Here is a 13,916-nt window from a genome sequence, read left to right as displayed (position 1 = left end):
GGGCAAAAAAGCTGTAAAGGCTTCTTCTGAAACCCTCTAAGTGCAAATACTTAGGGGGTTTAGTTTGCTTCAATGAAATACCCAGAGCATCATGAATATTTGCCAATTGCCGCTCCCTTTAAAGCCAAATGATTTACTGCGGGTGATTGCTCCCAGTGGAGCATTGCGCGAATTGGATGCATTTCATCAAGGAGTAAATCTATGGCGATCGCGAGGATATCGCGTGGAGCTAAGTCCCGGCTTTGATCAACAATGGGGCTACTTGGCAGGCACCGATGATACGCGCCGACAACAGTTGCGGGATGCCCTGAATGATCCCGATTGTCGTGGGATTCTTTGTACAAGAGGTGGCTATGGAGGCGCACGATTGCTCGAAGATTGGTCGTGGCAATGGAGCGATCCTAAGTGGCTGATAGGTTTTTCGGATATTACTGCCTTGCTGATGAGTTTAAGTCAACAGGGAGTTTCTGGTTTACATGGCGCTTTACTGACCACGATCTCTGCTGAACCTGATTGGTCGCTTCAACGATTATTTGATTGGGTGGAAGGTCGTCCCATTCCACCTCTCAATGGCACAGGGTGGGGAAACGGCAAGGCAACCGGAATTCTTTTACCGGTGAATCTGACCGTTGCCACCCATTTGTTAGGATCACCTGCTCAGCCTGATTGGACGAATGTAATTTTGGCGATCGAAGATGTGAGTGAAGCGCCCTACCGGATTGATCGAATGCTGACTCAATGGCGACTGTGTGGAGCATTGCAGCAGCTAAAAGGAATTGCGATCGGTCGCTTCAGCTACTGCGATCCCCCGGCTCACATTCCTAGCTTTACCGTGGCAGAGGTCTTACGCGATCGCCTGGGAGATTTGAATCTGCCTATTGTATCGGATCTCCCTTTTGGGCATGATGGAGTGAATGCTGCTCTGCCTGTGGCGATCGCCGCCGAGCTTGACGGCGATCGCGGAACGTTAACAATCTGCGATCGCTGACCAATTCTTTTTTCTGTTTACTAAGCTTCTAACATCTGCTTCTAGCGTTGGACTTTTTTAGCCTTGAAATAGGTTTTGTAGATTTGATGGGCGATCGGAACGGCTGATTCAGCCCCAAATCCACCATTTTCCACGACTACCGCCACCGCAATTCTAGGATTGTTAAAAGGGGCAAAGCCAGCAAACAAAGCATTATCTTTCTGCCCAGCAACTTCCGCCGTGCCCGTTTTACCCGCAGTCGCAGGAATTGATCCATCGTTGAGTTGGCGAGCCGTTCCCTCAGCAACCACTGACTTTAGACCTTCTCGAATGACTGCCAAGGTGGCTGGATTGATCCCCGTTTTTTGAGGACGCATTGCCGCAGTTTGACTTTGCTCTGCCAGCAGATGGGGTTTCACTCGCCAACCTCCATTGGCGATCGCGGCATAAACTGCCGCCAACTCTAAGGGCGTAGTCTGAACTAACCCTTGCCCAATCGACATGCTGACCGTATCTCCACCATACCAAGGCTCTTTAAATAGCTTTTCTTTTTGCGCTGGCGTGGGGATCATGCCATGACCTCCCCCACTAAGTCCCACATTGGTTAAATCACCGATGCCATATTTTCCGCCCCACTTCGCGATCGCTTCTGGTCCAGCGGTTAATCCCACCTGATAAAAAAAAGTATTGCTACTAAACGCCAACGCATCTCGAAACCCAATCACGCCTTGACTTTGACCATGTTCATGAAACAAATGCCCCCCTAAATTAATTGCCGCATAAGTCATCAACGTAGAATCGGGTGAAAATTTGCCCGACTGCATTCCTGCGGTTGCCGTCACCACTTTAAACGTACTGCCGGGTGGATATCCTTGAAGTGCCCGATTCAAAAACGGATTTTCTTGACTTTGTAACTCTTGCCATTCTTGCTTCGTAATACGACGAGTGAACAAGTTGGGATCAAAGGTCGGTCCACTCGCTAACGCCAGCACCGCCCCGGTCTTAACATCTAACACTGCGACTGCTCCGCGCCGATTTGCCAACGCTCTTTCAGCCGTTTTTTGTAAGTTTGAGTCCAAAGTGAGTCGAATGGATTGTCCAGAAATAGGAGGCTTTAATCCAAGGCTGGTCACTTGTCGCCCCGTTGCATCAACTTCAATCAGTTGACCACCCCATACTCCTTGAAGCTTAGAGTTTGCCAATCTTTCAATGCCCATTTGCCCAACCAGCATCCCCATAGCATAGTCTGGATGAGCCTTGAGATCTTTTTCTGTCACCTCACCGATATAGCCCAGCACATGAGCAGCCAGCTTGCCATTGGGGTAGTATCGACTAGACTCTCCTCGGATTTCTAACCCAGGGAAATAAGCAGCCTGTTCCGCCAGAGTGATAAAAGCTTTGAGCGACAAATTGCGGCTGATTCGCACGGGCACAGTCGATCGAAATCCAGTTTGCCGCAGCTTTTCGAGAATCTCTTCTGCTGGAATTTTGAGAATTGGCGCGAGGCGTTTAGCACTGGCTGCCCAAGCTTCTTTAGACTGCTCACGAGGACGGAGATACACAGCCCGTGCTAAACGATTGGCGGCTAATAATTCGCCGCTCCGATCTAAAATGTTGCCCCGATCAGCAGGCATTGGCATTAAAACAATTCGGTTTTGCTCAGCCCGCTCTCGATGTGCCGCGCCTTGAATTAGTTGTAGCTGAGCTAATCTCAGTCCACAGCCACCGATCATCAAGAAAGTCACGACCATTAACCCGATCGCCCGGTGCGATTGTCGAGTCAGGGGCACATTGATGAAACGACTTTTTGTAACAAATAATAATCCAGTAGCCATTGCTGCTCTTTACCAGAAATAGCGAACTTATCAGCAGAAACGAGATTAACGAGCCGCATCACGCAATTTGAAACGTGCCAAACCAGTGATCCACCGTCTGATTATTGAGTATCAGAGAAACCGGAAAACTAATCTTATCTAGTATGCGTTAAGTGGAAATAGACAAGAGTCTGTCTGAATACGTTTAAGCAATCCTTATTAAACTTCTCAAGTTAAAACGAGAATCAGGATATTCAATACCTTCAGCTATACCTTAACAATCTCGTTCATATAACTAACCTTAACTCTTCACCAAACTACTCATTTTGGTTAGGAGAAGATAGGTTTTTGCGATCGCTAGTTGCAAATGCCTCCTGATCTGTTAGCTTGGGCAAAGCTTAGAACCATCCAAGCATTCAATGAAGGAACATGACTTGTGTAATATTCCTTCCAAACTTGATCAATCTATCGATCGTGGAACCTGGACGATGCTCATAAATTCAGAAGTAAAGATTTTTCAGCCGTCTAACATTTTGGATAGTGCTTCAACTGCTAGCCTAAGTCAGGATATTGACAACGCATTACAGGCTGGAGTCAAGCAAATGCTTATAGACTTACAGAGCGTATCATTTATTGATAGCTCTGGGCTCGGTGGGCTAGTGAGTTCATTTAAATCAGTTCGCTTATCTGGGGGAACACTCTCTTTGTGTTCAATTAACGAACAGCCAAGGATGCTGTTGGAAATTACTGGAATCGATCAAGTATTTGATATTTATGCCAGTCAACAAGAGTTTGCTCAAAGCGTTTCCTCATCAAGTTAAAGCGTCAGGGAGTGCAGCTACTACTAAAATCTAAATCTTTGTTCAAATTTATGCAGGCTGCTAACTATGGCAGCTTTTTTGCTAGTTACGAGAGATGTGCCCAAAAGAAGCCTTCTAAAGATTAATGATTGAGCAAAACAGTAAAGGGAATGCACTTAAAAAAATTCCCTCTGCAATAGGATTTATTGCAGGGGAAATCTCAATAGTTGAATCTAGCCTTTGATACAAACAACTTGTTTCAGGGTTGCCACCACTTCAACTAAGTCAGCCTGATTTGCCATGACCTGTTCAATGGGCTTATAGGCTCCTGGAATTTCATCTAGAACTCCTGCGTCTTTGCGGCATTCTACTCCTTCAGTCTGTTGAATCAAGTCATCTAGAGAGTAAACTCCTTTTGCCTTAGTGCGAGACATTAGCCGTCCTGCGCCATGAGAACAAGAGCAATAGCTTTCAGCATTTCCTTTTCCTTGGACGATATAGGATTTGGCACCCATAGAGCCAGGAATAATGCCATAGTCTCCTGCCCTGGCACGAACCGCGCCTTTACGAGTGACATAGACTGCTTCGCCGTAGTGGGTTTCTTTTTCAGCATAGTTGTGGTGACAGTTGACCGAGAGCAACGGCTTGGTCAGCTTTCCACCCGCCAAATACTGTTCCACAATACGCTGCACTCGTGCCATCATCACCTCTCGGTTCACCCGAGCGTAGTTTTGTGCCCATTGCAAATCGTGCCAGTAGGCATCAAATTCAGGTGTTCCTGCTACAAAGTAGGCAAGGTCGGGATCGGGCAGCTTGTTGTTGGCTAATTTTGCCAACTCTTTACCCGTGCTGATATGGCACTGAGCTAGCTTGTTGCCAATGTTGCGTGATCCAGAATGCAACATGACCCAAACCTGGTCTTCGGTGTCGAGACAAATCTCAATAAAGTGATTGCCGCCACCGAGTGATCCCATTTGGCGCATGGCTTTTACTTGCAAATCTTGGATGCCGGGGTGCAGTTGCTTAAAGTCTGCCCAACGCTGCCAGTTTGAAACAGTTTTTTCAACGGTTTTGTTTTCATTAAAACCGACTGGAATGACGGCTTCAATATCCTGACGGATTTTTTTGAGCTTGCCTTCTAGCTGAGTGGCTGTGAAAGGCGTTTTGATAGCGCACATGCCACAGCCAATATCTACACCTACGGCAGCGGGAATGATGGCATCTTGGGTGGCGATGACGGAGCCAACTAAGGCTCCTTTGCCTAAATGTACGTCGGGCATAAGTGCCACATGCTTGAAGACGAAGGGCAAGGAGGCAACGTTTTTTGCCATTTTGATTTCTTGGGAACCCAATTCATGGTTTGCCCAAGACAAAACAGGGGCGGTGGTGGTGAGGTTTAGGGTTTCGTAGGGCATGGCGATCGCGCCTCCTTGAGGCAAACTTGAAGTAAATCATTCTTAACCAGTCAATTCTGGCGATATTACATATACTACATCAATGCTACAAAGCCGTCAACTGATCTTAGGGAATGTTCCAGCGCCGTCGCCAACTGGAGGTGGATTCTTGCTGGGACTGCTGTTGCTCTTGGGTTTGGCGTTGCAAAATGGTTTCGGTTGAGTCGCTGAGGCTGCGATCGTGGTAGGCGATCGCAGCACGAGTTTGCAAATGTTCCTGTTCTAGCTGCGAGAGGGGATGGAGCGGGTTTTGAAAACTGCCCACTGTCCCATGAGACCAGTCGTTTGGCTGAGGATTGAGTTCTAAAGGAATCGTGCCAATGGTTAATCCTGCTTCTAGCATTGCCGATCGCACGGAGGCAGAGCGGGAATAGGTCGCCAGCTTGCCCATCGGAGTCAAACATTGGGCAACTAGGGTAAAGAATTCCACTGTCCATAGTTGCGGACACCGACGCGGCGAGAAGGGATCAAAAAAGATGGCATCTGCTTGAAAGTTGATCTGGCAAAGCTGCTGAATGGTTTGGCGGGCATCGCCGATCAGCAAGGTGGCGTTTAAAGTTGGAGTGGTGCAGTGATGCTGTTGGGCGATCTCCTTCAAAATTTCCTGAACTGGAGATGACCAAGTATTAATTAGGAGAGGGGCGATCGCGGCTTGAGGGACGCTAATGTCTAGCTCCAGAGCATAGAGGGTTACTTGACAGCTAGGGTTCACTGTCCAAATCACTTCTAAAGCAGCAGCAGTGTTATAGCCCAGCCCGTAACATACATCCAGCAGACAAATGGAGGATTGCTCTGCTTGGGTTGCTAAATCTGTGGCTTGGGCAAATTTAAGAAATGCCTCCTGCTTAGCACCCAAACGACTATGAAACGCCTCGTTAAACGTTTCGGAAAAGAAGGTGAAAGAACCATCTTCCGTCAGTTGGGGAATCCACTCGCTCAAGGGTGTCTGCTCAAGGGTGTCTACTGTTCAAGCAACCTATTTTTCGGTCAACGTCCATGAGCCATCCCAATCATCCTTTGGCGGATCTTGCAGGCATTTTTGGCAGCGCTCTAGGTGCAAACTGGCAGCTTTGTTATTTTTATCTAGGCTGAGGACTTGACCAAATTCTGCCATTGCCATGGGAAAATCTCGCTTTTTAAAGTGATCCCGACCTTTGTGATAGTGGTCGATTAAGCGCTGACGCTCGTCTGAGATCGGGTCTTCTTGAAAGCCAATTAGTTCATATACTTCAACGGGTTGATCTTTGCCCTTTACCCGAATATAGTCTAGTTCCCGTGCCCGAATGCGATTCGCACAGGGTTTGTAGGTATTACCGCTGATGATAATGTCGGTGCCGTAAATTTTGCTGGCGCTTTCCAACCGAGATCCCAGGTTCACACCATCGCCGATCGCGGTAAACTCCATGCGCTTGCTAGAGCCAATATTGCCGCTAATGATCGTATCTGAGTTGATGCCAATGCCGATGCGAATAATATCTAGATTCTTTTCAGTCCGTTTGATGTTAAAGTCTACAAGCCGCTGGCGCATTTCTAAAGCCGATTGAACTGCCATCCACTCGTGGTCATGTAGAGGCAAGGGCGACCCGAACACCGCCATGATGGCATCGCCAATGTACTTATCTAGAGTGCCTTTAAAGCCAAATACAGCATCCACCATAGATTCAAAGTACTCGTTGATCAGTTCAACCACTTGTTCCGGCTTCAGGTTTTCGGTCAGGTTGGTGTAGCTGCGAATATCCGAAAACAGTATGGAAGCAGGTTTGCGATCGCCGCCCATTTTGGCAGCGTCAGGATTTTCCATTAGCTGCTCAGCCAGTTCTTGGGTCATGTAGCGATACATGGTGCTTTTCAAGCGCTTTTCATCGCTAATGTCTTCCATGACCACCAAAATGCCAGAGGCTTTGGAATGGTCTTTGGCATCGGTGATAGTGTTAATTGACAAGTTAATGCTGTGTTCTTCTGCCGAATCACCCATGCATTCTAGAGTTTGGTCAGGATAGTACTGTTCGCGGCTCTTTTCATCTTTGGGTTCTAGGGCGTTGCCAATCCACTTATCAAAGTCACCTTTTTTGAGGCGAATCAGGGATTGAACATGGTTGCCTTCCAACAACGTGCCTTCGTTTAAGCCTAATAGGTCTCTAGCGCTGTCGTTGGCGGTGATGATAGTGCCATTTTTGTCAGTGGAAATGACTCCATTGGAGAGCGATCGCAAAATGTCTTTTTGCATTTGCTCCTGCTGTTTCACCGTTTCAAATAGCTTGGCATTTTGTAGTGCCACACCCGCCTGAATGTTAAAGGCTTGCATGAACTCTTGATCACTTTGGTTAAAGCTAGCCTTCCAGCGATCGGGCGCTTCTGGGTAGTTCACTGGATCGTACTCAGGGTAATCTCCTTGTTTAAGTTTGTTAATTAGTTGAGTTACGCCAATCAACGCACCATCGGCATTAAAAACAGGCATACACAACATGCTGCATGTGCGGTAGCCTGTTTTGCGATCGGTATCTTTGGAGGTTTGAGAATTAGGATGGTTGTATAAATCAAATGGGATCAACACTGGTTCGCCCGTGGTTGCCACCTGTCCAGCAAACCCAGCATCTCTAGGAATCCGGATTTCTTTCAGTTCGCCATTAATGGGTAACTTCGTCCAGAGTTGTTGGCGCTCGTCATCAATTAACCACAGGGTACTGCGATCGGCTTGCATCAGTTCTTTTGCCTGATACATGACGTTTTTTAAGGTTTCTTCCAGATCCAAGCTGCCCTTGCTTAGCGACTTCACGGCATTCATCAAGGCAGATGCGGCGCGCTGTCGTTGGGTCGCCCGGTAGAACGAGCGAGAGGCTTCAATAATCAGCCGAATCGACGGGGCAAATTCTTCAAAAACTTGCTCATCGTCATCGGTGAAACCCTGCTGATCAATTTTTTCTTCTAGGTTGCCATGCAGATCGTAGTCTGGCTTGAGCTTGTTGAGCAATTGCACCACTGCTACGAGTTTGCCGTCTTCGTTTAAGAGCGGCAATGCCAGCATTGTGTAAGTGCGATAGTGATTCTTTTGGTCAAATTTTTTGGCAGCTTCAGAGCGGGGATCGTCGTAGAAATCGTAGTCAATTTTAACTTTTTCTTTGCTACTTGCCACTTCTCCAGCGATGCCGACATTGGCGGGAATTCGCAGTTCCAAATTGTTGCCTAGTTCATCTTTGGCAACGATCGCCCAAAGCTCATGTTTCTCTTCATCGAGCAAAAAAATAGTCGTGCGATCGGCGTTCAACAACTCCCCCGTTTTGAGGGTAATTGATCGCAGCATGTCATCCAAAATGGCATCAAAGCCTTGGGCATCCATCAAATTATCTAGCAGCGAGAGCGTGTTGCTCATCACTTCTAGCTTTTGGTGGACACCTGTCACTGCTTCTTTAAAACCATCTTTCGTGAGAGGCGCTAGATAGGCTCCAAAGTTGCCCTGCCGGGTTGCTAAAGCGCCTGCCTGAGGCTGCTGAGTGGCCGGCTCATTTCGGGGAGTTTGTTGAGGGGATATAGGTTTATCTAGGGTGACAACCCCACTCGTCTCGCTGGTCGGCTCGGCAATTTGTAAACTTTCCCCAACGATATCTTCCGCTTCAATGATTACAACGGTCGCTTCGATAGCCAAATCTTGAGCGCTATCTTGCTGGTTTTTCTTCGATAGATGCTGTGGTGAAGTGGTCATATGTTCAGTCGAAGGAGTTGAGTATTAGAACATTGGGATGAATAATCTAGGGGCGGCGATCGCTGTGATTTTTTTAAGTTGATTCAGATAACTTACTTTAACTGTGTTTGCAGAATACTAGCTAAGTAACTCTGCCTAAAAAAGACAGCCCATTTTAAATAAAAATATATTCCTATTAAAAATATATTCCCATTGATCGTTTATCTTGCTCTACCATTATTAAGTCTAATCAGGGGTTTCTTTGTCAGCATTCCCAAATACCAATCAAGCAATCTAGGGAACAGGAACTTTTTGCTTATCTTGACAGAAATTTTCCCAACTGGAATCACACGAACAGGTGCTAGGTTTCAGAGGGCGAGAGTCAGATTGTAGAGGATGCACCCTGACGCATTCATCTGAAGGCAACTGCACCAATTTTTTCCTAATCGGATGGATTAACAGGTGCTTGTGGATTGCTGGCATTGGCAAATAGATTGAGTGTGAGCGCTAGTTCTTGAGTCAGACTTTGAATATCTAGGCTAATCTGCTCTCGCTGGTGCTTCAGCATTACAACACTTTCCTCTAAATTTTTCCGTTCATTTCGCTCATTTTCTAACTCTGTTTTCAAAGAAATCACGCTCTCAATCTGCTGATTGCGGATAAACGTGACGAGATAGTCATGAACAATTTGGTAGCGATCGGCGGGGGAATCGGGAATGAGAAAGATTAGACCAGAACCGACCAGCACTTCTAATACCAGGTCGAGATCAGCCAGCCGAGTGATCATCCCCAAGTCGATCAGATCAGCTTCTAGGTCGTCGCGGTTTTTGAGCAGGCGAGTCTCTTTTTCATTGGTTAGCAAAAACAGAATAATTCGGGCGAGTTCTTCGTTCTCAGTGCCGCAATCTTTCACCACATCTTCGAGCGATCGCTGCACCAGTTTTTCTTTAGGACCCTTCTCTAGATATTTCGCCAGCGTATTAATCCCTTCCGTTTGCAGTTGGGCACCCACCACCTGAAGTTCGATCGGGCGCACCTCACCCACCTCACCCGCCAAATCTTTGACCAACGCATCAATTAGGTCATCGGGCAGATGAAACTGGGCATTGCGCGTCAAATTTTTGATCACCGTTTTGGCATCCTCTGGGGTAAAGTCGCCCAAGGGATAGAGAATTTCTTTAGAAAGGATATCGTTATCAATCACTTCTAGATTCGTCAGGCGTTGAAACTCTAGTAAGTAATGGAGATAATCTTCCCGCAACGACAACACCACTTTAACGAAAGGCAGATTGAGACAGTCGCGGAGAAATCGGTAGAAGGGTAGCCGCGATTGCACAGTTTCGTAGGCAAAAAAGAATTCTTCAAATTGATCAAAGATCAAAACGGGCAACCGAAGATTATTGCCAGTCAGGAACGAAAGCCGCGAAAGTAGCGGAGTCGGAGAAGACAAATCGGTTGCTGGTTGCTGGTTGTCTTCTAGCGTCTGCTGATACGCCAAAATTTTTTCTAAGGTCAACTGCCAGTCGGTATAAATATCTAAAAAAATGGGGATCGTCACTCGTCCTTCGATCGCGTAATCCATCAGCATGGGGATCAACCCTGCCTGAACAATGGAGCTTTTGCCCACGCCCGAATTTCCATGAATCACAACCAGTTTATTTTTGGCATAGTTGAGCCGATCGACAATTTGCTTTACATCCTGTTGGCGACCCGATGCCGAAATTTCTTGAGCTAACAGCAACTTCTGATCAATTTGAGGCGGCAACGGAAAAGGGGCGATCGCTTGATATTGTTGGGGCTGCAAACGCAACGCTCCCACAAAGGCGCGATAGCCATACTGATGTTCCATCAGTCGTCGAGCTTGGCGAGTCCGAAACGCCAATAGATAGTCTCCTTTCGCGAAATAGTAGTAGCGCAGTTTTCGCAGAATTTGAATGTAAAGCGGCGGGTTACTTTCCGGATGACTGCGATCGCGAGCCGTTTCCAGGTAATAGATGGCAGCCTCTAAATTCCCCAGTTCTTTTTCGGCTCTGGCAAGCAAAAACCAATACCAGCCTGAATGATAACGATGCGCTAAAGTCAAGCTTTGTTCCAGATGAGGATCAGCAGGATGTCCATCTAGGTGAAGCTCAACTTCGACTGTTTCTAAAATTTCTAACGCCGCGATTACTTGCTCTCTCGCCAATTTCCAATCTGCTCGTTCCAGCGATACCTCCGCCAGAAAACCGTAGTCTCGTGCTAATCGGACGGGATCTTTATAAAGCTTGTGTAAAATTAGCCCTTGTTTTGACACTTCTTCTAGTGCGCCCCATCGCCTTAACTTTTGCAGCGTTTCTGCTTGAGCGATGATAAATCGGGCGACCAAATCTTGACGGTTCTCTTCCACAAATAACAGAAGGCTCCGGCGAAAGTAGTCGTGTGCTTGCTCACAGGCTTTGTAATAAACCGATCGCTCTAGCACGGCATAATAGCGCCACCACCAGCCTAAGTAGAAAAGAAGACAGGCAGCCCGTTCAGGGTAAGGAATAGGCAGGAGAGACTGGGGAGAAGCGGGAGGGGCGGTTGCAGTCGGAATGCGGGAGAGCCAAAAGTTAAGGCTGCGTTGGTAGAGACTATGGGCAGTTTCCATTTCACTGCGGGCGTGGGCATCTTGTCCAAGCAGAAAATCTAGGCTAGCTTGCAGGTCGGGCTGGATGGAAAAGTTGCTGGCATCAAGATCGGCGATCGCGCATTTTAATTCATTTTGGCGCAGCAGATTATTCGGCGGATCAAGCTTCCAATTGGCTAAAAAAGATTCATCGCCCAGATCCAAAATGGAGCTAAAGAGTCGATCGGCATGAACTTTGAGCGATCGCACCAGTTCAGAAGTGGGCATTTCAAACCCGATTTCCGCCATTCCTGCCCAACTGTATAAATCAAGCGCCAGAGACTTCAATTTACCCAGCACTTCATCATTCACCCACAGCACAATCGGAAACGAAAACTGCTTACGAAGCTCATTGCGAACTAAATTCGTTGCCGTTAGCACTTCGTCAAGCTCAACTAGAGATTCCAAGCCAAACAGCATCAAACATTGAGGAATTTTGAGTTTTGTTCGCGTAGCGTTTCCGTAGGAAATATTTTGAGTTTTGAGTTTTGAGTTTTGCCCTGGCTCAGTGGGGGCGATCGCGGCTTGAATTGTGGAATAGAGCGTTTTTGCGGTTTCGGGTAGGTGAAGCGTAGAAATGGCAAGATTAGATTGTTGTTGTAACTGGTAGGCAAGGCGATCTCGCAGTTGAGTATAGTTGCAGCGCACCACAATCAGGGCAAATTGATTTTCTGAAAACGAAATTGCCCGGTTCAGCATTTTCAACGCCTGCTGATTTTTTGCCTCAATCGCTTGATCCTGCATCGGGTCAAGTTTCATCGCATACCCACCGTTTTGTTACGAATCTGATTTTGCCGACCCAACAAATGCAGCCCTCACCCTAAATCCCGCTCTGGGAGCGGGACTTTGAATTGCTTCTCCTTCACTCTTCCACCCCTTCACTCCTCCATCTACAACTCAAAACTCAAAACTCAAAACTCAAAACTCAAAACTCAAAACTCAAAACTCAAAACTCAAAACTCAAAACTCAACTCCCCCGCCCTCATTCTCCCTCCACCGCTAGCCAATCCTGATATCGTTTCGTCTCCGTCAAAATGGGATTGATGCCAAACCAGCCGCCTTGAGCATCGTAATATTCAAACACAAACATGCTGCGAAGTAAGGTTTGATATTCTATTTCTCCCTTGACGCTTTGATTTTTAACAACCTGAAAAATCAGCTTCCATTCGTCATCATCGATCGCCCGTGCCAATCCGTCTCGACGTTCGCGAATCACTTGCTCAATCGTGTCTTGTGAAAAGGGCGGATCGCTTTGCTGAATGCAGTTCCAGACTAAGCCAAGTAGATTTCGCACATGTCCACCGCTAACCAAGCAAAGGCGATCGATCAGGTCTGAACGGGTAAAAATCTGGGGCAAATAATCTAGCCGCTGAGCGATCGCGATCTCAGGAAAAGCCCGCGCCAAAATCATATGCCGCAGTAAGTTAACGCCATTTTCATCTTGACTGCCATTGCGATTTTTTACGGGCACCATCGGTAATACTTTGGGCGAAATGCCGCCGCCCATTCGCTGCTTGAGGGTTTCGTTTTCATTGGAAAAAACTAGTCCTAATGGAATCGTATACACGACATGGCAGTTGAGGCGGGAAAGTTGATCGCCGCGATCGATAAATAAATATTCGGGTTGGGTGCGCCCGGTTTGGAGTTGACGAGCATCGACGCGATCGAGGTTATCAATAATCACCACCAATCCTTTTTTGCCGCGCCGCTTTAACTCTGCGATCGCGGTGCCAAACAGTTCTTCGTTAATTGATTTGAGAATGCCGTTGGTGCGCGGCTCCATATATTGCCGCAGTTGGCTACGGAGTTTGGGGCTATCTTTGGTTTTAGCGGTGACTTTGCTGATGCCAACGGAAAATTCCATCCCGGTAATATCGATTGGGGTTTGCAAAATTTCGCCCACTTCCGCAAACAGATTAATAAAATAGTTGGGCTTAATACGGATTTGGTTAGCTTCTAGCTTTTCACTCACCTGATGGGCGATCGCCAGCAAAATATCCGTCACATCCACATCCGACATATCTAGGTCTTCGCTGCTCTCGAAGTAGACGACATAAAACCCTTGGGCTTCCAATTCTGCTTTCAGCCTCAGCAACTCGGTCGATTTGCCGCAGCCCACATGCCCAGTAAACAGTTGACAGGTGCGTTCTTGAGGCAGTAGATCAATCGTCCGGCGGAGTTCTTGAATGAGATTCGTTCCCCGCACATCTGAAAAATCAATGTAATATTTGCGATCGCTGGGGTTGGAGTAAGACAGGGTATGGCTTGGGTTACAAGCTTTGAAAAATTGGGCAACATCTAAAGACATGGGAAACAAGGACAATAAGAGAATTTTGAGTTTTGAGTTTTGAAAGGGAGTAACGCAATGTGCGACTTTCTTGAAACCGTCTAAAAACAGCCCACCCTGCGGGAAGAAAGCTATACTCTAGCCCTCTCTAGGAGCGGGAACCAGAGATCTTTTGAAAGCCCCTCTCCTGCGGGAGAGGCAGGGCGGTTTTATTGTGAGGGTAGGAAAGTGAGGATGGACTGAAATCCTATATCAGTATCAGTCCATG

The 13,916-nt window shown here is 47.1% G+C and carries 8 protein-coding genes; 2 read left to right on the top strand and 6 right to left on the bottom strand.

Annotation, left to right across the window (positions count from 1 at the left end):
* Positions 1-91: 91 nt before the first annotated feature.
* Complete coding sequence (locus tag AB3R30_RS22355; protein ID WP_458651425.1) at positions 92-988, top strand: S66 peptidase family protein; 897 nt, start codon at positions 92-94, stop codon at positions 986-988.
* A 41-nt stretch (positions 989-1,029) separates the two neighbouring features.
* Here AB3R30_RS22355 and mrdA read toward each other — a convergent pair whose 3' ends face one another.
* Positions 1,030-2,802: a penicillin-binding protein 2 gene (mrdA, locus tag AB3R30_RS22350; RefSeq protein WP_458651424.1), complete on the bottom strand. Its 1,773-nt coding sequence runs from the start codon at positions 2,800-2,802 to the stop codon at positions 1,030-1,032.
* Between the two features lie 398 nt (positions 2,803-3,200).
* On the opposite strand from mrdA, the gene AB3R30_RS22345 reads away from it, so the two are divergent.
* Complete coding sequence (locus AB3R30_RS22345) at positions 3,201-3,602, top strand: STAS domain-containing protein (protein ID WP_458651423.1); 402 nt, start codon at positions 3,201-3,203, stop codon at positions 3,600-3,602.
* A 212-nt stretch (positions 3,603-3,814) separates the two neighbouring features.
* On the opposite strand, the gene AB3R30_RS22340 is transcribed toward AB3R30_RS22345, so the two are convergent.
* The 5 genes from AB3R30_RS22340 to AB3R30_RS22320 all read right to left on the bottom strand — a co-directional run bounded on the left by AB3R30_RS22340 (position 3,815) and on the right by AB3R30_RS22320 (position 13,669).
* Positions 3,815-5,020 (bottom strand): RtcB family protein, encoded by a 1,206-nt coding sequence (locus tag AB3R30_RS22340; RefSeq protein ID WP_458651422.1) that lies wholly within the window; start codon positions 5,018-5,020, stop codon positions 3,815-3,817.
* Between the two features lie 82 nt (positions 5,021-5,102).
* Positions 5,103-5,975 carry a tRNA (5-methylaminomethyl-2-thiouridine)(34)-methyltransferase MnmD gene (locus tag AB3R30_RS22335; RefSeq protein ID WP_458651421.1) on the bottom strand — a complete coding sequence of 291 codons (873 nt, stop codon included), beginning with the start codon at positions 5,973-5,975 and terminating at the stop codon, positions 5,103-5,105.
* A gap of 36 nt (positions 5,976-6,011) precedes the next feature.
* Positions 6,012-8,735, bottom strand: a complete 2,724-nt coding sequence (locus AB3R30_RS22330; RefSeq protein ID WP_458651420.1) for a GAF domain-containing protein — start codon at positions 8,733-8,735, stop codon at positions 6,012-6,014.
* 421 nt (positions 8,736-9,156) lie between these two features.
* A complete protein-coding gene (locus tag AB3R30_RS22325) occupies positions 9,157-12,120 on the bottom strand; it encodes an nSTAND1 domain-containing NTPase (protein ID WP_458651419.1) in 2,964 nt (987 codons plus the stop codon).
* Between the two features lie 223 nt (positions 12,121-12,343).
* The gene (locus AB3R30_RS22320; RefSeq protein WP_458651418.1) at positions 12,344-13,669 is read right to left on the bottom strand and encodes a P-loop NTPase fold protein; all 1,326 of its coding nucleotides are present in this window, start codon (positions 13,667-13,669) and stop codon (positions 12,344-12,346) included.
* Positions 13,670-13,916 lie beyond the last annotated feature (247 nt).

Source organism: Sivoneniella epilithica UHCC 1019 (assembly GCF_040830845.1).
Lineage (GTDB): Bacteria > Cyanobacteriota > Cyanobacteriia > Leptolyngbyales > Leptolyngbyaceae > ULC077BIN1.
Note: the sequence above shows the minus strand (reverse complement) of the source record. Positions and strands in the feature narration are given on the sequence as shown.

What these genes read in the sequence shown, in the direction of transcription:
- AB3R30_RS22355 (WP_458651425.1), top strand. Translation starts at nt 92, where the DNA reads ATGAATATTTGCCAATTGCCGCTCCCTTTAAAGCCAAATGATTTACTG.
- mrdA (WP_458651424.1), bottom strand. Translation starts at nt 2,802, where the DNA reads ATGGCTACTGGATTATTATTTGTTACAAAAAGTCGTTTCATCAATGTG.
- AB3R30_RS22345 (WP_458651423.1), top strand. Translation starts at nt 3,201, where the DNA reads ATGAAGGAACATGACTTGTGTAATATTCCTTCCAAACTTGATCAATCT.
- AB3R30_RS22330 (WP_458651420.1), bottom strand. Translation starts at nt 8,735, where the DNA reads ATGACCACTTCACCACAGCATCTATCGAAGAAAAACCAGCAAGATAGC.
- AB3R30_RS22325 (WP_458651419.1), bottom strand. Translation starts at nt 12,120, where the DNA reads ATGAAACTTGACCCGATGCAGGATCAAGCGATTGAGGCAAAAAATCAG.
- AB3R30_RS22320 (WP_458651418.1), bottom strand. Translation starts at nt 13,669, where the DNA reads ATGTCTTTAGATGTTGCCCAATTTTTCAAAGCTTGTAACCCAAGCCAT.